This window comes from Pedococcus sp. P5_B7 (genome assembly GCF_054049895.1).
On record NZ_JBFULM010000001.1, the window covers coordinates 592,104 to 611,659 of the forward strand.

General features: G+C 71.1%; 20 protein-coding genes and 1 tRNA gene. 8 read left to right on the top strand and 13 right to left on the bottom strand.

From position 1 onward, the window contains the following. Nucleotides 1–51: 51 nt before the first annotated feature. Entirely contained in the window at nt 52–504 is a 453-nt protein-coding gene (locus tag ACXJKD_RS02690) for a hypothetical protein (RefSeq protein ID WP_457252784.1), read from the bottom strand. A 399-nt stretch (nt 505–903) separates the two neighbouring features. On the opposite strand from ACXJKD_RS02690, the gene greA reads away from it, so the two are divergent. After that, nucleotides 904–1,398: a transcription elongation factor GreA gene (greA, locus tag ACXJKD_RS02695; RefSeq protein ID WP_457252785.1), complete on the top strand. Its 495-nt coding sequence runs from the start codon at nt 904–906 to the stop codon at nt 1,396–1,398. A gap of 83 nt (nt 1,399–1,481) precedes the next feature. Here the strand turns inward: greA and ilvA are convergent, their stop codons facing one another. The 7 genes from ilvA to ACXJKD_RS02730 form a co-directional block, all read right to left on the bottom strand. Beyond that, nucleotides 1,482–2,708: a threonine ammonia-lyase gene (ilvA, locus tag ACXJKD_RS02700; protein ID WP_457252786.1), complete on the bottom strand. Its 1,227-nt coding sequence runs from the start codon at nt 2,706–2,708 to the stop codon at nt 1,482–1,484. Nucleotides 2,709–2,755: 47 nt separating this feature from the next. Continuing rightward, nucleotides 2,756–3,613 (bottom strand): ABC transporter permease, encoded by an 858-nt coding sequence (locus ACXJKD_RS02705; protein WP_457252787.1) that lies wholly within the window; start codon nt 3,611–3,613, stop codon nt 2,756–2,758. Beyond that, nucleotides 3,610–4,602: an ATP-binding cassette domain-containing protein gene (locus tag ACXJKD_RS02710; RefSeq protein WP_457252788.1), complete on the bottom strand. Its 993-nt coding sequence runs from the start codon at nt 4,600–4,602 to the stop codon at nt 3,610–3,612. The genes ACXJKD_RS02705 and ACXJKD_RS02710 overlap by 4 nt, the downstream gene beginning before the upstream one ends. Nucleotides 4,603–4,816: 214 nt before the next feature. After that, complete coding sequence (locus ACXJKD_RS02715) at nt 4,817–6,145, bottom strand: glutamate mutase L (RefSeq protein WP_457252789.1); 1,329 nt, start codon at nt 6,143–6,145, stop codon at nt 4,817–4,819. A gap of 16 nt (nt 6,146–6,161) precedes the next feature. Further along, nucleotides 6,162–7,352 (bottom strand): cystathionine gamma-synthase, encoded by a 1,191-nt coding sequence (locus tag ACXJKD_RS02720; RefSeq protein WP_457252790.1) that lies wholly within the window; start codon nt 7,350–7,352, stop codon nt 6,162–6,164. Nucleotides 7,353–7,373: 21 nt separating this feature from the next. After that, nucleotides 7,374–7,838 carry an MOSC domain-containing protein gene (locus ACXJKD_RS02725; protein ID WP_457252791.1) on the bottom strand — a complete coding sequence of 155 codons (465 nt, stop codon included), beginning with the start codon at nt 7,836–7,838 and terminating at the stop codon, nt 7,374–7,376. Further along, a complete protein-coding gene (locus ACXJKD_RS02730; RefSeq protein WP_457252792.1) occupies nt 7,835–8,848 on the bottom strand; it encodes a GNAT family N-acetyltransferase in 1,014 nt (337 codons plus the stop codon). The genes ACXJKD_RS02725 and ACXJKD_RS02730 overlap by 4 nt, the downstream gene beginning before the upstream one ends. A gap of 122 nt (nt 8,849–8,970) precedes the next feature. Between ACXJKD_RS02730 and msrA the strand changes: the two genes are divergently transcribed. Together msrA and ACXJKD_RS02740 are read left to right on the top strand one after the other, a co-directional pair. After that, nucleotides 8,971–9,693, top strand: a complete 723-nt coding sequence (gene msrA / locus ACXJKD_RS02735; protein WP_457252828.1) for a peptide-methionine (S)-S-oxide reductase MsrA — start codon at nt 8,971–8,973, stop codon at nt 9,691–9,693. Between the two features lie 31 nt (nt 9,694–9,724). After that, nucleotides 9,725–10,213 carry an N-acetyltransferase family protein gene (locus tag ACXJKD_RS02740; RefSeq protein ID WP_457252793.1) on the top strand — a complete coding sequence of 163 codons (489 nt, stop codon included), beginning with the start codon at nt 9,725–9,727 and terminating at the stop codon, nt 10,211–10,213. On the opposite strand, the gene ACXJKD_RS02745 is transcribed toward ACXJKD_RS02740, so the two are convergent. Further along, nucleotides 10,137–10,646: a DnaJ family domain-containing protein gene (locus ACXJKD_RS02745; RefSeq protein ID WP_457252794.1), complete on the bottom strand. Its 510-nt coding sequence runs from the start codon at nt 10,644–10,646 to the stop codon at nt 10,137–10,139. The two genes, ACXJKD_RS02740 and ACXJKD_RS02745, sit on opposite strands and share 77 nt — an antisense overlap. A gap of 69 nt (nt 10,647–10,715) precedes the next feature. Between ACXJKD_RS02745 and ACXJKD_RS02750 the strand changes: the two genes are divergently transcribed. Further along, entirely contained in the window at nt 10,716–11,606 is an 891-nt protein-coding gene (locus tag ACXJKD_RS02750; protein WP_457252795.1) for a cobalamin-binding protein, read from the top strand. 40 nt (nt 11,607–11,646) lie between these two features. On the opposite strand, the gene ACXJKD_RS02755 is transcribed toward ACXJKD_RS02750, so the two are convergent. Continuing rightward, on the bottom strand, nt 11,647–13,023 hold the full coding sequence (locus ACXJKD_RS02755; protein WP_457252796.1) for a cystathionine beta-synthase: 1,377 nt from the start codon (nt 13,021–13,023) through the stop codon (nt 11,647–11,649). A gap of 181 nt (nt 13,024–13,204) precedes the next feature. Between ACXJKD_RS02755 and ACXJKD_RS02760 the strand changes: the two genes are divergently transcribed. From ACXJKD_RS02760 to ACXJKD_RS02770, 3 genes are all read left to right on the top strand, one after another. Then, nucleotides 13,205–14,410, top strand: coding sequence for an SGNH/GDSL hydrolase family protein (locus tag ACXJKD_RS02760; RefSeq protein WP_457252797.1), 1,206 nt, complete (start codon nt 13,205–13,207; stop codon nt 14,408–14,410). A gap of 50 nt (nt 14,411–14,460) precedes the next feature. Continuing rightward, nucleotides 14,461–15,684, top strand: a complete 1,224-nt coding sequence (locus tag ACXJKD_RS02765) for an acetyl-CoA C-acetyltransferase (protein ID WP_457252798.1) — start codon at nt 14,461–14,463, stop codon at nt 15,682–15,684. A 249-nt stretch (nt 15,685–15,933) separates the two neighbouring features. Further along, nucleotides 15,934–16,833, top strand: coding sequence for a DUF695 domain-containing protein (locus tag ACXJKD_RS02770; RefSeq protein ID WP_457252799.1), 900 nt, complete (start codon nt 15,934–15,936; stop codon nt 16,831–16,833). Between the two features lie 110 nt (nt 16,834–16,943). Here ACXJKD_RS02770 and ACXJKD_RS02775 read toward each other — a convergent pair whose 3' ends face one another. Continuing rightward, on the bottom strand, nt 16,944–17,153 hold the full coding sequence (locus ACXJKD_RS02775; protein WP_457252800.1) for a hypothetical protein: 210 nt from the start codon (nt 17,151–17,153) through the stop codon (nt 16,944–16,946). A gap of 100 nt (nt 17,154–17,253) precedes the next feature. Then, nucleotides 17,254–18,120 carry a Bax inhibitor-1/YccA family protein gene (locus ACXJKD_RS02780; RefSeq protein ID WP_457252801.1) on the bottom strand — a complete coding sequence of 289 codons (867 nt, stop codon included), beginning with the start codon at nt 18,118–18,120 and terminating at the stop codon, nt 17,254–17,256. 159 nt (nt 18,121–18,279) lie between these two features. Here ACXJKD_RS02780 and ACXJKD_RS02785 point away from each other — a divergent pair, with 159 nt between their 5' ends. Continuing rightward, on the top strand, nt 18,280–19,398 hold the full coding sequence (locus tag ACXJKD_RS02785) for an endonuclease/exonuclease/phosphatase family protein (RefSeq protein ID WP_457252802.1): 1,119 nt from the start codon (nt 18,280–18,282) through the stop codon (nt 19,396–19,398). Nucleotides 19,399–19,414: 16 nt separating this feature from the next. Here ACXJKD_RS02785 and ACXJKD_RS02790 read toward each other — a convergent pair. Beyond that, nucleotides 19,415–19,492, bottom strand: a tRNA-Leu gene (locus ACXJKD_RS02790). Nucleotides 19,493–19,556 lie beyond the last annotated feature (64 nt).

Sequence of the window (19,556 nt, forward strand, 5' to 3'; positions counted from 1 at the left end):
CCGGATTCCGGCAGCGGAATACCTCGAACCGAGGCACGGTGGGCCGTTCGGTCAGCGCAGGGCGGTCACGGCGCGCCGAATCGCGAGCGCGCCCACTGCGGTCGTCACGGCCAGCAGGAAGTACTGGTAGCCGGCGAGCCCGGCAGTCAGCTCCTCGTTGCCGAGGCCACCGTCGAAGAACCCGGAGACGACGCTCACCAGGCAGGCGGTCGCCAGGAGGCCCGCGGCCACGGCGGCACCCCGGCCGAGGCGACGGGTGGCCAGCCAGACCAGCAGCAGCTGCGCCACGATCATCGGCACCGGTGCGGCCAGCAGGGCTTCGGGACCCCAGGCCTCGCCCCAGGTGTTCACCCCGGCACGCACGGCGAGCAGCCCGCCCACGAGGTCGGTCGCGAGCAGCGCGGCCATCGCCAGCCGGAGGGTTCCACCGGTGCTGCGCGGGAGCGCCCGGAGGGCGCCGCCCGTGGAGGCGTCGGCCGGGCGGTCGGGGGTGGTGACGGACATGCTGGTTCGCTCCTCGGGTCGGGACGTCCTGGGTGGTCGTCTGGGACGAGCGTGCCTCCCACCACTTGGGACTGACTTGGGGCGCGACCCGACCGGGCGCCTCGGGGCGCTCGAGCCCCCACCGAACGGGCCGCTGACCTGCGGCTATGCCGGGTGACGGCGCCAGCGGGAGCCGGCCACGCGGCATACCTCACGGGTTGTCCAGATGTTCAGTGCAGCGCTGTTGAAAGGCTCAGCGACGTGTTCGTGCGGCGCGAGGTAGTCTTGTCCTTTCACCGAGCGGTCTGGACCAGCCACTGCGACGTCACCAGCGAACGTGGTCGGGTCCGGGCCGCTGCGCGTAACACCCTCTCCGAGACGCAACCGCGTCCGACGGGGACCCGATCAAGGAGTATCACCGTGAGCGAGACCGCGACCCCCACCGCGAGCTACCTGACCCAGGAGGCCTTCGACCGTCTGAAGGCCGAGCTGGACCAGATGTCCGGAGAAGGCCGTACGGAGATCGCCAAGAAGATCGAGGCGGCCCGCGACGAGGGCGACCTGAAGGAGAACGGCGGCTACCACGCAGCCAAGGAGGAGCAGGGCAAGATGGAGGCCCGCATCCGCCAGCTGACCCAGCTGCTCGAGAACGCCGTCGTGGGCGCCAAGCCCGCTGACGACGGCATCGTCGAGCCCGGCATGGTCGTCACCGTGGAGATGTTCGGCGACGACGTGACCTTCCTGCTCGGGTCGCGTGAGATCGCCGGCGACAGCGACCTCGAGGTCTACAGCGAGAAGTCCCCGCTCGGTGCCGCGATCAACGGCAAGAAGGTCGGCGACAAGGCCTCCTACAAGGCTCCGAACGGCAAGGTCATCCAGGTGTCCGTGAAGGGCGCCACGCCGCACGGCGGCTGAGCCACCCTCGACACCACGCACTGTCACACGGCAGACGAAGGGCCGCCCCTCGGGGCGGCCCTTCGCGGTGTGGCGTATGCCGGTCAGCCGAACTTGAGCTGGTAGCCCTTGCTGCGCAGCGTCCGCAGGACCTCTTCGCAGTGCTGCTTGCCCCGCGTCTCGAGCTGCAGGCCGATCTCGACCTCGTCGACGGTGATGGTCGTGCCGGTGCGGATGTGCTCGACCTCCAGCACGTTGGCGTCGACGGCCGCGCAGTCGGCGAGCAGCCGGGCCAGGTGGCCGGGCCGGTCCGAGATCCGCACCCGGAACTGCAGGTATCGACCGGCGGCGGCCATGCCGTGCCGGATGATCCGGAGCAGCAGGAGCGGGTCGATGTTGCCGCCGGACAGGACCGCCACGACGGGGCCGTCGAGGTGCTGCCGACCGGCCCGGTCGAGCAGGTGGGCCACGGCGGCTGCACCGGCGGGTTCGACCACGAGCTTGGCGCGCTCGAGGACGAAGAGCAGGGCCCGGGACAGCTCCTCCTCGCTGACCGTCTCGATCGAGTCGACCAGGTCGCGCACCAGGGCGTAGGGCACGTCTCCGGGCATGCCGACCGCGATGCCGTCGGCCATGGTCTGCATGTTCTCGAAGGCGACCGGCTTGCCCGCCGCCAGCGACAACGGGTAGGCCGCCGCCTGCTCGGCCTGCACGCCGATGATCCTCACGTCGGGCCGCGCGGCCCGGACGGCCACGGAGATGCCGGCGAGGAGCCCGCCGCCGCCGGTGCTCACCACGATGGTCCGGACGTCGGGGCACTGGTCGAGGATCTCGAGGCCTGCGGTGCCCTGGCCGGCGACGATGTCACGGTGGTCGAACGGGTGGATGAGGACGGCGCCGTTGCTCGACTCCCAGTCGCGGGCCTTGACCAGGCACTCGTCGATGGTGGTGCCGACCTGTTCGATGGTCGCGCCGTAGGCCTGGGTCGCCAGCAGCTTGGGCATCGGGGCGCCGTAGGGCATGTAGACCTTGACGTCGATGCCCAGCAGCTGCCCGGCCAGCGCCACCCCCTGGGCGTGGTTGCCGGCGCTCGCCGCGACGACGCCGCGCGCCTTCTCCTCGTCGGAGAGGCGAGCCATCCGCGTGTAGGCGCCACGGATCTTGAACGAGCCCGCCCGCTGGAGGTTCTCGCACTTGAGGAACACCTCGGCGCCGACCCGGTCGGACAGGGCCCGGCTGTACTCGAGCGGGGTGGGTCGGACGACGCCGCTGAGCAGGTCTTGCGCAGCGCGCACGTCGTCGATGGTGACTGACAGCGTCGGTGATGCCATGGCCGGAAGGCTAGTCCCTCCGGACCTGCCCCAACGACGCCCCTGCGCTAGCCCTGGGTGCGCTTGGCGAACGCCCGGATCGCGAGCGGCGCCACGATGAGGGTGAGCCCGACCGTCCAGATCAACGTGGTGATGATCGGGTGGTGGAGCGGAAGCGCAGCGTCGGCCGGCACGGGGAGGTCGTTGCCCCACAGCTGGCGGACCGACTGGACCAGCGCCGAGATGGGGTTCCACTCGGCGATGACCCGCAACACGTGGGGCATGTTGTCGGTCGGCGCGAAGGTGTTGGCCAGGAACGTGATCGGGAACATCGTCGTGAACATCAGCCCGTTCACGGCCTCGACCGAGCGCATCGCCGACCCGACGAGGATGCCGATCCAGATCATCGCGAAGCCCCAGAGCAGCAGCAGCGCGTAGGCCAGCACGGCTTCGGCGAAGCTGCCGCGGATCCGCCAGCCGACGAACAGCCCGGTCACCGACATCACGAGGATGCCGATGCTGGAGTGCAGGAGGCTGGAGATGCTGCGGCCCACGAGCACGGCCGAGGGGTTGATCGGCAGCGACCGCATGCGGTCGACGATGCCCTTGTCGATGTCGGCGGTGAGGCCGACGGCGACGATGAAGGACGCGAAGGCGATCGTCTGCCCCATGATCCCGCCCATCAGCCACTCGCGGTAGCCGGCCGGCGACCCCTTGACCGCGATCGACCCGCCGAAGACGTAGGCGAAGAGCAGCACGAACATGACCGGCTGGATGGTGACGTCCATCAGCATCTCGGGCATCCGCTTGATGTGGATGAGGTTGCGCCGGGTGATCGCCAGCGACTGTCGCAGCAGGCCGGTCGGCCTGATCTCGGGTCGGGCGATGCCGCTGGCCGACTGTCGCGTCGTCGTGTCGGTGGTCATGACGCCTGCTCCTGCTCGGTCTCGGTGTCGGCGTCCCTGGTGCCTGACGTGTCTTCGGCGCGGTGGCCGGTGAGGTGGAGGAACACGTCGTCGAGGCTCGGCCGCTTGAGCCCCAGGTCGTCGAGCTCGATGGAGCTGTCCTCGAAGATCGCCGCGATCCGCGTCATGTCGCGCAGCCCTTCGGCCGGCGCCGTCAGCTGGCGCGCGGCCTCGTCGACGTGCACCTCGGAGACCCGCTGGCGCAGCATGTCGGCGGCGGTCTGCAGGTCCTCGGCCCGCGACACGGTCAGCACCAGGCTGGCCTTGCCGCTGCGGTCCTTGAGCTCGAGCGGCGTGCCCTCGGCGATGATCTGGCCGCGGTCGATCACGACGATGCGGTCGGCGAGCTGGTCCGCCTCTTCGAGGTACTGGGTGGTCAGGAGCAGCGTGGTGCCGTCCTTGACCAGGCCGCGCAGGACCTCCCACAGCTCGACCCGGCTGCGCGGGTCGAGACCGGTCGTGGGCTCGTCGAGGAACAGCACGGGCGGGGTGGCGATGAGGCTGACCGCGAGGTCGAGGCGGCGGCGCATGCCGCCGGAGTAGGTCTTCACCGTGCGGTCGGCGGCCTCGGTCAGCGAGAACCGCTCCAGCAGGTCGGCACCCGCCGACTTCACGTAGCTGCTGGACAGGCCGTAGAGCGACCCGATCAGCCGCAGGTTCTCGCGCCCGGTGAGCAGCTCGTCCACCGTCGCCGCCTGGCCGGTCAGGCCCATCGAGCGACGCACCGCATCGGGCTCGCGCAGCACGTCGTGCCCGGCCACCCGCGCGGTGCCGCTGGTCGGCGTGGCCAGCGTCGTCATCATCCGCACCGTGGTCGTCTTGCCGGCGCCGTTGGGGCCCAGGAGCCCCAGCACGGACCCCTCCGGCACGGAGAAGCTGACGTCGTCGACGGCAGTCGTGTCACCGAACTTCTTGACGAGGTGCTCGGCCTCGATCGCCAGGGAGGTCATCGCTCGACCCTAGGCCGCGTGGCGGGTGGTGGACCATTCATTTTCGGCGCTCCATTCACGTTATATCGCGTTTGCACAAACACGTTGTATCGCGTTTCGACCGGGCAGCACAAGCCCCTGCGGCGTCAGGGCCGACCGACCAGGCAGAAGGGGTGGCCAGCACGGTCGAGGGAGACCTCGAACCCGCCGTCCTCTCCTCGCTCATGCCCCGACGTTAGGAGCGACCACCGACAGCGGAACCCATGACCGTCCGGGCCAGCGCGCGGGCCACGTCGGGATGCGCCGCGCGCAACAGCCCCACCGCGAAGAGCAGGTATGCCGTGTCCGTCACCAGGGCGGAGTCACGGGGGACCTTCCAGCCGCCCGCGTGGTCGCTCGCCACCGCCGGCAGCACCTCCTGCCGGCCCTCGTCGGTGGCGTGCCGCAGCACCCCGCCCGAGCCCACCACGACCCGCACGTCGGCCAGCGGTCGCGCCCCGGCCCCCGGGGCCGGCGGCCTCGCATGGCGGCGCACCGCGACCACGGCGGCCGCTCGGGCGAGTGACAGGTCGAAGGCCCACTCACGCTCGTCGGCTGGGAGGTGACCGGTGTTGCGGACCAGGCTCGCGGCATACGCGGCAGCTCCCTCGGGCAGCGCCACGTGCTCACGGGACGCAGCCTCGACGATGCCCTCGGCGTTCCAGCGCATGCCGAGGTCGGCCTCGACGGTGCGCGCGTGCCACAGGGGGGCCACCACCTCCTTGGCCAGGCCCGAGTCCTCCCCCTGGGGGCGCAGCGCCGAGTAGACGTCGGTCGTCGCCCCACCGATGTCGACGACCATGACGTCGCCGTCGAGGTGTTCGGCCAGCACGGCGACCCCGTCGAGGACCGCGTCAGGGGTCGGCGCCTGCACCATCGCGCCGAACTCAGGACCTCGCGACAGACCCTTGCCGCCGATCACGTGCTCGAGGAAGACGCGCCGGATGGCGGCCCGCGCCGACTCGGGCGCGATCACCCCGATGGACGGGAGGACGTTGTCGGCCACGGTGAAGGAGCGGCCCGTGGCAGCCAGGGTCGCGGCGACCTCCAGCTGCGCATCGGCGTTGCCGGCCACGACCACCGGCGCGCCGATCCGCGCCTTGGCGAGCCGAGATGCGTTGTGCAGCAACACTTCAGCGTTGCCGCCGTCGGTGCCCCCCACGAGCAGCACGAGGTCGGGGCGGCTGTCCCGCAGGGCCTTGACGTCGGCGCCGGAGAGCGGCCCCGACGTCACGTGGGCGACGCGCGCACCGGCGCTGAGGCCGACCCGGAACCCAGCCTGGGCCGTGACCTCGCGCTCGTACCCGACCACCGCGAGCCGCAGCCCACCTCCGGCGCTGGAGCAGGCCAGCACCTCGTCGACCGCACCGTGGGGAAGGAGCTCGTCGCGCAGCGTGCGGTAGCCGTCGAGGACGTCCGTGGCGACGGTGGTCGGCGTCGAGGCGGTCGCCACCACGACACCCTCGCCGTCGACGAGCACCGCCTTGGTGAAGGTCGACCCGAAGTCGACGCACAGCAGCTGCACGAGCGCGCCGCTCGCCTCAGCCGAGCCGGTCGAGGGCCTGCCCGAGGTCGGCGATGAGGTCCTCGACGTCCTCGATGCCGACCGACAGGCGGATCAGGTCGGCAGGCACCTCGAGCTCGGTGCCGGCGACCGACGCGTGGGTCATCCGCGCGGGGTGCTCGATGAGCGACTCCACACCGCCGAGCGACTCACCGAGGGTCCACAGCTGGGTCTCGCCGCAGACCTTGACCGCCACGTCCTCCCCCGCCCTGACCTGGAACGAGATCATGCCGCCGAACCGCTTCATCTGGCGCTTGGCGACCTCGTGACCCGGGTGGCTCTCCAGGCCCGGGTAGTGCACCGCGCTGACGGCGGGATGGGCGGTGAGGAACTCGACCACCCGCTCGGCGTTGTCGCTGTGCTTCTCCATCCGCAGCGCCAGCGTCTTCAGCCCGCGCAGGACCAGCCAGGCGTCCATCGGTCCGGCGACCGCGCCCATCGAGTTCTGGTGGAAGGCAACGCGATCCACCGCGTCCTCGAAGCCCGGCACGGTGATGTCGTGGCCCACGACGACGGCGCCACCGACGACGTCGGAGTGGCCGCCGCAGTACTTGGTCGTCGAGTGCGTGACGATGTCGGCACCGAGGGCCAGCGGCTGCTGCAGGTAGGGCGAGGCGAAGGTGTTGTCGACCACCAGCAGCGCACCGGCCGTGTGGGCGAGCTCGGCCAGGGCGGCGATGTCGGCGATGCCGAGCAACGGGTTGGTGGGCGTCTCGACCCACAGGATCTTGGTGCTGCCCGGGCGGATCGCGGCCCGCACTGCGTCGAGGTCGCCCATCGGCGCGATGGTGTGGTCGACACCCCACGTGGTCAGGACCTTGTTGAAGAGCCGGTACGTGCCGCCGTACGCGTCGCTTGGCACGACCACGTGGTCGCCGGGTGCGAGGAGGGCCCGCAGCACGGTGTCCTGACCGGCCAGGCCTGACGAGAACGCGAAGCCGCGGGCGCCCCCCTCGAGCGCCGCGAAGCACTCCTCCAGGGCGGTGCGGGTCGGGTTGGCCGAGCGGCTGTACTCGTAGCCGCCGCGGAAACCACCGATCCCGTCCTGCTTGTAGGTGGACACCTGGAAGATGGGGGTGATCACCGCTCCGGTGCCTGCGTCAGGCTCCTGCCCCGCGTGGATCGCACGCGTCGAGAAGCCGTGGTCAGTGCTGTGCTGCTCCGTCATGGCGGCAAGGCTAGCCCCCGCTCAGGACCCCTCTCGCACCACCGGGTCGCCCACCCGGATGACCCCTCCCTCGAGGATCCGGAACACCGTGCCGCCACGCGCGTGCAGCGCCTTCATGGCCCCGGGGGCGATGAGGTCGTCCATCAACCGGCACGGCGCGGCAGGGCGCACGACCTCGAGGAGGGCCTCGCCCATCCGCACCCGGGTGCCCGGCCGGCTGGGGACCGGACCGCCGGACAGGGTGACGTTGCGACGCGTCGCGCCCGGCTCGACCTCGGCCCCCAGCGCCTGGCTCGCCTCCGCCAGCGCCCCGGCCGACTGCACGGTCACGTGGCGGTGCCTGGAGCCGTGGTAGCGGTCGCCGACCAGTCCGACGCCGGCCTCGGCGACGACCGACTCCACCGGCCGCATGGGGAGCTTGGTCGCCTTGGCGACGTGGATCGAGACCACCGTGCCCAGGTCGACGTCGACCGGGTCGTCGATCACGACGTGACCACCTTCTGCCACTCGCGCATCATCGCGTCGTGGACGTAGCCGAGCGCGCGGTTGACCGCCAGCATCGGTGCGTTGTCGTCGGCGTTCCAGGTGCGCACCGACCTCGTGTCGGGCAGCTCCTGCATGAGCGCCAGCGTGCCGGCCGCCTTGAGCCGCAGCCCGAGCCGGTGGCCTCGGTGCTCGCGCATCACCAGCGTGTCCTGCTGGAAGCCCACCACCGGGTTCGCGCGGGGCACCTGCACCTGGGTGTAGCCGACCAGCTCACCGGTGGCCCCGACCACGGCGAAGGTGTCCACCACGCGCCGGCCCATGGCCGCGATCCGCTGGTACTCCGTGCGCACCCGCTCCTCGTCCCAGCGCTCCTCCTCGAGCTGGAGGTCGCCCATCGGGATGTCGGTGCTCATCCGTCGGCTCAGTTCCGCCCGCCCCGCCAGCCAGGCCTCCGGTATGCCGTCCCAGCAGGTCTGCACGACGTACCCGTCCGCGTCGTCCCCCTCCAGGGCGGCTTCCAGCCGGTCCCGGTCCGCGGGCAGGAGAAGTGAGCTGCGCAGCACGGTCTGCGCGCCGGCATACCCACGACGTGCGGCGAACTCCTCGCCGCTCTCGTCGCGCGCACCCACCAGCCACTGGGTCTCGGTGAGGAGGACGGTGCGATCGTGGTCGCGAGCCGTTGACTCGACCTGCTCGAGCAGCGCGGTGCCCACCCCGCCTCGGCGGTGGTCGGGGTGGACGATGACCATGACCAGGGCCTGCGAGAGGTTGTCGTGCTGCGGCATCGTCAGGGCCGCCGAGCCGACCACGGCGCCCGAGCCGTCGACGGCCGCCCAGCAGATCCGTCGCCGGTCGGTGCTGCGCCCCATCTCGCGGAGCTCCTCGACCGAGTGGGCACTGTGGTCCGGCCCGAACTGGTGGCGGCCGTCCGCGACGAGCACCCCCGCCCAGTCGTCGAACAGCTGCCGTTGCGCGTCGTCGGGGTCCTCGACCAGGGTGATGGTGACCATGGGTCCACCTTCGCCGAGCGAACAGGGGGAAGCCAGCGAGTTTGGCGAAGCGGCCGGGGCGTCATCCCGCCGTAAGGTCCGGCCGGAACAGTCGTGCGACGGCCTGCGTTGGACCAGTCGTGATATTCGGATCGCGCGCCAAGACCACCCTGCCCACCGCCGAGAACGCCCTGCGCGGACGCGAGACGCGTCCGTTCCACATCGCCGACGAGCACGTCGTCCTGCACACGCCGCTCGAGGGCCCCTGGCCCGAGGACACCGAGGTGCTCTACCTCGCGATGGGTTGCTTCTGGGGCGCCGAACGCATCTTCTGGCGGCTCCCGGGGGTCGTCACGACGGCCGCGGGCTACATGGGCGGCCTCACCCCGAACCCCACCTACGAGGAGACCTGCACCGGCCTGACCGGTCACGCCGAGGCCGTGCTGGTCGCCTACGACCCGGAGCAGACCAGCCCCGAGCTGCTGCTCAAGGAGTTCTGGGAGAACCACGACCCGACGCAGGGCAACCGGCAGGGCAACGACATCGGCACGGCCTACCGGTCGGCGATCTACTGGACCACCCCCGACCAGGAGCGCGCCGCCGAGGCGACCCGTGAGGCGTTCCAGAAGGTGTTGACCGACAACGGTTTCGGCACGATCACGACCGAGCTGCGCTCAGCCGGGGATGCCGGCACGTTCTACTACGCCGAGGACTACCACCAGCAGTACCTCTACAAGAACCCCGGCGGCTACTGCAACCACGGGCCCAACGGCATGACCTGCCCGGTGGGGATCGTGAAGCAGGACCAGCTGCCGAGCCAGGAGAGCGTCCTGCGCGTCAACGACTCGAGCGACCTCGGCGGCTGAGACCGTCAGCGTCAGGTCATAGGGTCGTCGCGTGGTCATCCGCGAGGCAGTCGAGTCGGACCTGCCGGCCTTCGCAGTCATCTTCCGTGAGGTCGTCGATGCCGGCGAGACCTACGCCTACCCCGACGACCTGACCGACGCCCAGATCCACGACCTGTGGTTCGAGTCGCCCTCTGGGCGGACGGTCGTCGCCGTGGAGCAGGACGGCAGCCTGCTCGGCAGTGCGAAGATGGGCCCGAACCGCCCGGGGCGTGGCTCGCACGTCGGCACCGCGAGCTTCATGGTGGCATCGGCGTCCCGGGGCAAGGGGGTGGGCCGCACCCTCGCCGAGGACGTGGTGGCGTGGCACCGGGACCAGGGCTATGCGGCGATCCAGTTCAACGCCGTGGTGGAGACGAACGCGGCGGCCGTGCGCCTCTGGCAGGACCTCGGCTTCAGGATCCTCACGACAGTCCCAGGAGCCTTCGAATCCAGGACGCACGGCCGGGTCGGCCTGCACGTGATGCTGCTGGAGCTGTGAGGTCGGCGGTCCCTCCGGAGGCGGAGGCTCTCGTGGCTTCGCGCAGCTCACGCCACTGCTCGACCAGGTCGTCGACGTCGACCAGCGGCGCCCAGATCGGGAAGCTCGCCCCGACGCCTGGACGCAGGCGGTCCGCCTTCACGCGGTGGTTGTAGTCCGCGAGCACGGCCCGGACGCTCGCCTCGGTGCGCAGGTCGAGCAGCGACCCCGGGAAGGTGGCCGCCTCCTTGCGCAGCGCGAACGGCGGGGACAGCGCTCCGGACAGGTCGAGGTGCTCCCGCTCGGCCAGCTGCTTGACCCACCAGTCCGGGTCGTCCCGCTCCGGGTCGCCGAGGCTGCGCAGCGGCTTCCCGGTCCCGGGCAGGTTGTCGAACTCCCCGCGTTCCTGCGCCTCACGGATGGCGCGTTCCACCGGAGATTCCCAGTTCTCCATGGTGTCAACCTAACCCGCGCACCCAAGGCTGCGGTATGCCGCGGGACGGGCCCCGCGTATGGTCGCGGCATGCGGATCGTGTCCCTGTTGCCCTCGACGACGGAGATCCTGTTCGCGCTCGGCGCCGGCGACCAGGTCGTGGGCGTCACCTTCGAGTGCGACACCCCGGCCGAGGCCCGTGAGCGCACCATCGTCTCCACGACCGCCATCCCCGAGGGCCTCTCGGCGAGCGACATCGACGCGTTCGTCAGCAAGGCCATGGCAGCGGGAGAAGACCTCTACCACCTCGACGCCGGAGCCCTCGGAGCTCTGGACGCCGACCTCGTGGTCACCCAGGACCTGTGCGCCGTCTGCGCCGTGGACGTCTCCGTCGTCGACGACGCGCTGGCCTACCTCGGCTGCCGCGCCGAGGTCCTCACCATCGACCCCCACACCCTCGACGAGGTGATCGGCTCGATCACCACGCTGGGGTCCGCGACCGGCACCGCCGAGCGCGCGGCTGCCGTCGTGGCCGAGCTCCACGACCGCCTGTATGCCGTGGAGTCGGCCGTGCGCGCCACCTCCCGCCCGCGCGCGCTGGTGCTGGAGTGGACCGACCCGGCCTTCGCGCCCGGCCACTGGGTGCCGGAGATGGTCACCCGGGCCGGGGGCACCAACGCGCTCGGGACCGCCGGCGAGAAGTCGGTGCGCGTCACCTGGGAAGCAGTGCGCGACAGCGCCCCCGAGGTGATCGTGTGTGCGCCGTGCGGCTACGACCTCGAGGGCTCGACGGCGTTGGCACGCAAGGCGATCGATGACGGGGAGCTGCCCGACGGCATACCCGTGTGGGCGGTCGACGCGAACGCCAGCTTCGCCCGCCCCGGACCTCGCCTCGTCGACGGGGTCGAGGCCTTGGCCGGCATCCTGCACCCGGACGCGGCGCAGCCGCCGCGCCCGGACATGGCGCGACGGCTGCGGTGACCGACGCGCTGCGCCGGTCGGTGTCTGGTCGACGAATCCCTTAGTCCACCAAGGCGATCAGCAGGTCGGCGCGGGTCAGCACCCCGACCGGCTTGCCGTCCTCGACCACCATGATCGCGTCGTGCTTCTCGAGCTCGTGGCGAGCCGCGGTGACAGCCTCACCGGCGCCGACCAGGGGCAGCGCCGGCTCCATGTGCTTGTCGACCGAGTCGGTGAGGTGCGCACTGCCGTTGAACAGCGCCTCGAGCAGGGCGCGCTCGCTGACCGAGCCGGCGACCTCGCCCGCCATCACGGGCGGCTCGGCCTTGACGACCGGCATCTGCGAGACGGAGTACTCGTGGAGGATCTCGATGGCGTCGCGGACCGTCTCGGTCGGGTGCGTGTGGACGAGGGCGGGGATGTCGCCGGCCTTGCGGTGCAACACCTCGCCGACCGTCGTCTCGGTGTGGGTGTGCATGAAGCCGTAGGAGTTCATCCAGTCGTCGTTGAAGATCTTCGACATGTAGCCACGACCGCTGTCGGGCAGCAGCACGACGACGACGGCATCGGCCGGCAGGTCCTTGGCCGCCCGCAGCGCGGCGACGACCGCCATGCCGCAGGAGCCGCCCACGAGCAGGCCCTCCTCCTTGGCGAGGCGGCGGGTCATCTCGAAGGAGTCTGCGTCGCTGACCGCGATGACCTCGTCGACCACGGCCGGGTCGTAGGCGGTCGGCCAGAAGTCTTCTCCGACGCCCTCGACGAGGTAGGGGCGACCGGTGCCCCCGGAGTAGACCGAGCCCTCCGGGTCGGCGCCGATGATGCGCACGCGTCCACCGTCGCGCGCCTCCGAGACCTCGCGCAGGTAGCGGCCGGTGCCGGTGATGGTGCCTCCGGTGCCGACGCCCGCGACGAAGTGCGTGACCCTGCCGTCGGTGTCGTCCCACACCTCCGGGCCGGTCGACTCGTAGTGCGAGGCGGGACCGTTCTGGTTGGCGTACTGGTTGGGCTTCCACGCGCCGTCGATCTCACGGACCAGGCGGTCGGACGTCTCGTAGTAGGAGTCCGGGTGGTCGGGCGCCACGGCGGTCGGGCAGACCACGACCTCCGCGCCGTAGGCCTTGAGGACGTCGCGCTTGTCCTGGCTCACCTTGTCGGGGCAGACGAAGACGCACTTGTAGCCCTTGCGCTGGGCCACCAGGGCCAGTCCGACCCCGGTGTTGCCGGAGGTCGGCTCGACGATGGTGCCGCCCGGCTTGAGCTCGCCGGAGGCCTCGGCCGCCTCGATCATCTTGAGCGCGATGCGGTCCTTCACCGACCCGCCCGGGTTCATGTACTCCACCTTGGCGAGGATCGTGGCCGCGATCCCCTCGGTGACCGAGTTCAGCTTGACGAGGGGCGTGTTCCCGACGAGGTCGGCGATGTGCTCTGCGTACTTCACCCCGCCATCCTCTCAGATGCTGGACAGGCCCTCGGACCGCCCGGCGGGCCGGTCGGCGGGCCCTCCGCCAACTGGGGGATGCCAAGCACACGCCCCGGTCGCACCATCGAGGGGGAGGGGGATCACCATGTCAGCATCGAGCGTTACCGTCAGAGGGACCACGGACGAGAGGGGCTGGCCCATGAGCCGGGCACGACGGGCCCGCAAGATCGCCGCCACCGCCGCTTACGGTGGGGGCGGCCTCGCTGCGGGCATCGGTGCGCTCGGCGCGCTCGGCTACGGCGTGCTCAAGGCCGAGGCGAAGGTGGCCCGCCGCATCGTGGGCCAGCCGTTCGACGGCTCCCCCGACGACAACGGGATCTACGGTGCCGGCGTGGGCGACCCGGTCGAGCTCGTCGTCCTGGGCGACTCATCGGCCGCGGGGATGGGTGCCGACCACCGCTACCAGACGGTCGGCGCGATCATCGCCAACGGCGTCTCGGCCCTCACCGGTCGCCCGGTCCGCCTCACCAACACCGCCGTCGTCGGAGCCGAGTCCTCAGGCCTCGAGCTCCAGCTCGTCAACGCCCTCGACCAGGTGGCGCGACCGCACGTCGCGATCATCATGATCGGGGCCAACGACGTGACCCATCGCATCAACAGGGCCATCGCCGTGCGCCACCTCGAGACCACGGTCCGGGCGCTGCGGGCCCTCGACACCGAGGTCGTCGTGGGCACCTGCCCCGACCTCGGCACGATCCAGCCGATCCCCCAGCCGCTGCGCCTCATCGGGCGTCGGTGGTCCCGCGACATGGCCGCGGCCCAGACCGTCGCCGTGGTCGAGGCGGGTGGCCGCACCGTGTCGCTCGGCGACCTGCTGGGCCCCGAGTTCGCGGAGCGGCCGCACGAGATGTTCAGCGCTGACCGGTTCCACCCCTCCCCTGCCGGCTACGCCCGGGCGGCCGCCGCGCTGCTGCCGAGCGTCTACGCCGCTCTCGGGGTCCGGATCGGCGAGCCGAGCGAGGAGCGCGCTCCCGACACCCGCCGTGGTGAGGGCGTGGGCCCGGTCGCCGTCGCCGCCCAGTACGCGGTCCGCGACCCCGGCACCGAGGTCTCCGCGACGAAGATCGCTGGCCAGGCCCGCGGCCCCCGCGGTCGCTGGGCAGTGCTGCTGCGCCGACCGCACGATGCCGTGCCCGACCGCCAGGCCGAGTCCCACCAGGCCGAGTCCCACCAGGCCGAGTCCCACCGGGTCGACGACAGTGGGCTGCCGCCTGGCCCCGACGGTGCCGCTGGTGCGGCAGGTGCGGTCGGTCGAGCTGGGACCGGCCGAGCCGACGCCCGCGCCGACGAGAGCAACGCCACAGTCGCAGACCCAGCCGCACGGCATACCATCGAGGCTGACTAAGCGGCCGCTTATCTCGCGGCCCCTCGCAGCTGTTGCATGAGGAGGACCCCGTGACCGAAGCAGTCATCGTCTCGACCGCCCGCACGCCCATCGGGCGCGCGTTCAAGGGCTCGCTGAAGGAGATGCGTCCCGACGACCTGTCGGTGCAGGTGATCTCCGCGGCGCTGGCCAAGATCCCCGAGCTCGACCCCACGCTGGTCGAGGACCTCTACTGGGGCTGCGCCGAGCCGTCCGGCCGCCACGGGTCCAACATGGCCCGCGTCGTGGCCGTGCTCGCCGGGTTCGACGGGCTGCCCGGCTCGACCATCAACCGGTTCTGCGCCTCGTCCGTGCAGACCACGCGGATGGCCTACCACGCGATCAAGGCCGGCGAGGGCGACATCTTCGTCTCCGGCGGCGTCGAGTGCGTCTCGCAGTACACCAACTGGGCTGGTGCCGGTGGTTCCTCCGGGGACGACCAGAACCCCAAGTTCGCCGGCTCCGCAGCCCGCAGCGAGCAGATCGCCAAGAGCAACGAGACCTGGGCCGACCCGCGCCAGCAGGGCCTGCTGCCCGACGTCTACCTGTCGATGGGCCAGACCGCCGAGAACGTCGCCACCCTGCGGGGCATCTCCCGGGAGCGCCAGGACGAGTGGGGCGTCTCGTCGCAGAACCGCGCCGAGAAGGCGATCGCCGACGGCTTCTTCGAGCGCGAGATCGCCCCGGTCACGCTCGGCGACGGCACGGTCGTCAGCAAGGACGACGGGCCGCGGGCCGGCGTGACGCTGGAGGCGCTCCAGGGCCTCAACCCGGTCTTCCGCGAGCAGGGCACGATCACCGCCGGCAACTGCTGCCCGCTCAACGACGGGGCTGCGGCCGTGGTGGTCATGAGCGACACCAAGGCCAAGGAGCTCGGGCTCACCCCGCTGGCGCGCGTGGTGTCCACCGGTGTCTCTGGTCTCTCGCCGGAGATCATGGGCCTCGGGCCGGTCGAGGCCTCGCGGCAGGCGCTGGCCCGGGCCGGCATGACGATCGGCGACCTGGACCTCTACGAGATCAACGAGGCCTTCGCCGCGCAGGTGCTGCCGTCCGCCGACGACCTCGGCATGGACTTCGACAAGCTCAACGTGCACGGTGGCGCCATCGCCCTCGGCCACCCCTTCGGCTCGACCGGGGCGCGGATCACGACGACCCTGCTCAACGGCCTTGCGGCCCGCGACGGGCAGTTCGGCCTGGAGACGATGTGTGTCGGTGGCGGCCAGGGCATGGCCATCATCTACGAGCGCCTGAGCTGAGCGGAGCGTCGAGAGGCCCGAAACCGACCCCGGCACCCCACCGGATCCACGGTTTCGGGCCTCTCGTCTGCCTGCGCCCGCAAGACTGGCCCCATGGGGATCTTCAGCCGCAGGAAGGGCCGTGACGACCGGGACGGGCACGGCTCGCAAGAGTCGGTGACCGGTTTCTGGGACTGGTAGGCCACCGAGGGCCGCGCCCTCGCCGATGCCAGCATCGCGGGCAGCCCCAATGACGACCTGGTCGCCGCGATGAGCCGCCGCGTCTCAGCCGTGCACCCCGGGCTGGCGTGGGAGCTCAGCCCGGGTCGCGAGGCGGAGCACTGCCTGGTGGTCAGTCCTGAGGGAGACGCGGCGCTTCGCGGCGCGGCCCGTCGGTGGGTCAAGGGCGCCCCCGCTGCGGATGCCACGTGGGAGTTCGCGGACTCGCGCCAGGCCAACCGTGAGCCCGAGTCGATGACGCTCGAGGTGGGCGGCCAGACCATCTCGTTCGCCGACCTCGTGGTGGGCGCTCGACGGGAGGGATCCAGGGTCGACGTGTCTGTGCACCACCCCGCGTTCGCGTCGCTCGATGAACGCGCACGGGTCACCATCACCTTCCTCGCCCTCGACACCGCATTGGGCGAGACCGGCGTCGAGCTCTGGGTCGGCGAGGTGACGCCCTCTGTCGTACCGCCTCTGGACGGGTTCGGGTTGGCCGGGCTGCGGGCGGTCGTCCGCGACCTCGAGGCCGAGTCCACCGACGAGGACGGCCAGCCACACTGGGCGATCCTCAACGGCGAGGGCGAGGGCGGTCCGGTGTTGGCGATGGCCCAGATCCCACTCCACTCGGCCACGGCGCCCGACCTCGACACCCACGCCGCGGTCGCCGTCCCCTACACCGACCAGACCGAGTCGGGCCTGCCCGGCCAGGACGCGTTGACCGAGCTCCGAACCCTCGAGGACGCGATCAACCAGGCGCTCGGCGACAGCGGCCGGGTGGTGGCCCACCAGTCCCACGCGGGGGTGCGGCTGCTGCACGTCTACGTCGACTCCACCGCTGACGACGCCGTACCGTCGCTCGCGGCGGTGTGCGACCCATGGCCGCAGGACGTCCGGATCAGGGTCACTCCAGACCCCGGGTGGACGAACGTGGCCCACCTGCGCACCTGAGCGCCAGCCGGGACGGCGCTGCGGCGACGCCCAGTCATGCAAAAGGCGAGTTAGCGCCGCCAGCCCTGGCGCTAACTCGCCTTTTGCATGGCTTGGCTCCGGGAGGGCGGTCAGGCCAGCTCGCGGCGCAGGTCTGCCAGGCGCGTGGTCAGCTCGTCCGACGCTGCGCCGCCCGCTGCGCAGACGTCGTAGACCAGGACGGTCAGCTGGTCCATGAGGACGGCTGGCCCCAGGTCCGGGACGGTGGCGGGCGACCCGTGCGCGGGGGTCACGGCAGCGCGCTCGGCCAGGTCGTCGAGCAGACCGCGGACGGTCGGCACACATGACAGCGCGTGGTCCAGCGGTAGCTGTTGCCACCGCCGGACCACGCGTTGCAGTTCGGCCGAAACCTCCTGCGGAACAGGCGATCTCGGGGTCACGCTAGTTGCTGCGCAGACGCCCGAGCAGACGCAGGATCTCGAGGTAGAGCCACACGATGGTGACGATGAGGCCGTGGGCGAGCAGCCAGGAGTACTTCTCCGGGGCTCCTGTCGCGATGGCCCGGTCGATCGAGTCGAAGTCGACCGCGAGCATCGCAGCGGCCAGACCGATGGCGAAGAGCGAGATGCCGATGCCGAGGGCGCCGGTCCCGCCGATGCCGAAGGCGTGGTTGCCGATCCAGGCGTAGGCGAGGTTGATGAGCGAGAAGATGGTGTAGCCGATGACCGCCATGGTGACGATCCGACGGAACTTGGCCGTCACCTTGATGAGCCCGGTCTTGTAGGCCAACAGCGTGCCTGCGAACACCGAAAGCGTAGCGATCACGGCCTGCGCGACGATGCCACGGAAGACGTCGGTCTGCTCCGGCGGGTCGAACGCGAGGCTGTAGTAGTTGCTGATGGCGCCGACGAACAGCCCCTCGACGACCGCATACGTGACGATGAGCGGCACGCTGATGGTCTTCTTGAACGCAATGACCAGACCGAGCACGAGGGTGACCGCGATGCCGCCGAGGAGGAGGCCGATGCCGTAGCTCGGGGTGAGCCGCCACCCCACCACGGCCATGACCAGCACGATGGCGAACAGGCCAGTCGTCTTCATCACGACGTCGTCGATGGTGAGGCGCTTGGTCTGGACCGGCCCGGCGGAGGGCTGGTTGTAGAGGTCCTGGAGCTGCTGGCTGGTCATGCCGTCGGTGGACGCCATGCCGGCCGTCGGCTGCTGGGCGGGCGCACCGCTGCGACCGAACCCGGCATAGCCCTGGCGGGACTCCTTCTCGATCCGGTCGAACACCGGGTTGCTGGCCATGCTGTCTCCTTGGAGGCGTAGGGCGGCCCTGCGGTCGGCCGCTCACCCCAGACTACGTGCGGAACCGGGGTGAAAGTTCCCGGGCCACCCTCCTGTGGATGGCGAAGACGGCCCGGCTGTCCACTGGTGCGCCGGCGTCGGGCGCGGGACTCTGGTGTCGTGAGGATCGCGAGCTTCAACGTCGAGAACCTGTTCGACCGCGCCCGGCTGCTCGCGGCCGACGACTGGTCGACGCACCGCGCCCTCCTCGACACCTACGCCAAGCTGACCCGCACCCTCCAGCACGCGGCATACTCGGCGACCGACAAGGCCAACATCGTGAAGTGGCTGGTCGCGCTGGGTCTGGACAAGGCCGACAGCGGGACGTACGTCATCCTCCGCCAGAACCGGGGCCGCCTCATCACCAGGCCGAAAGCCGGCGGCATGGTCGTCGTGGCGGACGGTCGGCCCGACTGGGTCGGGTGGCTCGAGCTGAAGACCCAGGCCGTGACCGAGCTCGCGGTCCGGCACACCGCGCAGGTCGTCCACGACGTCGCGGCCGACGTGCTCGGGGTCGTGGAGGCGGAGAGCCGGATCGCGTTGCAGCGCTTCAACGTCGACCTGCTGCGCCCGATCAGCGATCGCATCTACGGCCACATCATGCTCATCGACGGCAACGACGACCGCGGCATCGACGTGGGGGTCATGACCCGCGGCGACCACGTGATCGAGCGGATCGTCAGCCACGTCGACGACGCCGACCTCGCCGGGCCCATCTTCGGCCGCGACTGCCCCGAGTACACCGTCACCCTGCCGAGCGGCGCGACGCTGCTGGTGATGGTCAACCACTTCAAGTCCAAGGGCTACGGCAGCGCGAGCGACTCCAACCGGCGACGTCAGCGACAGGCCGAACGGGTGGCCGAGATCTACCGGGCTCGTCGCGCAGAGGGCGTCGCGAACATCGTCGTCCTCGGCGACCTCAACGACACCCCCGACTCGGGGCCCCTGGCCCCCCTGCTCGTGGGCTCGGCGGCGGCACCCACCGACCTGCGGGACATCGCCACCCACCCGAGCTTCGACGACGGCGGGTGGCCGGGCACCTACACGACGGGTCGGGCCGGCAACAAGATCGACTACATCCTCTGCTCCCCGGCCGTCTTCGCCGCGGTCACGGCGTCCGGAATCTTCCGCAAGGGGGTGTGGACCGCCTCCGGTCGCTGGGAGATGTACCCGACGCTCACGCGCGAGCAGGACGCCGCCTCGGACCACGCCGCGATCTGGGCCGACGTCGACCTCTGACCACGACCCAGCGCACTGGTGCCCCCGACGGGGGTCGAACCCGCACCTGTGGCGATTTTAAGTCGCCTGCCTCTGCCAGTTGGGCCACGGGGGCGGGCCAAGTATGCCGCGGAGCCGCCCCATCCGTGCCACCCTTCAGTCGGGTGTGGCAGCCCGCG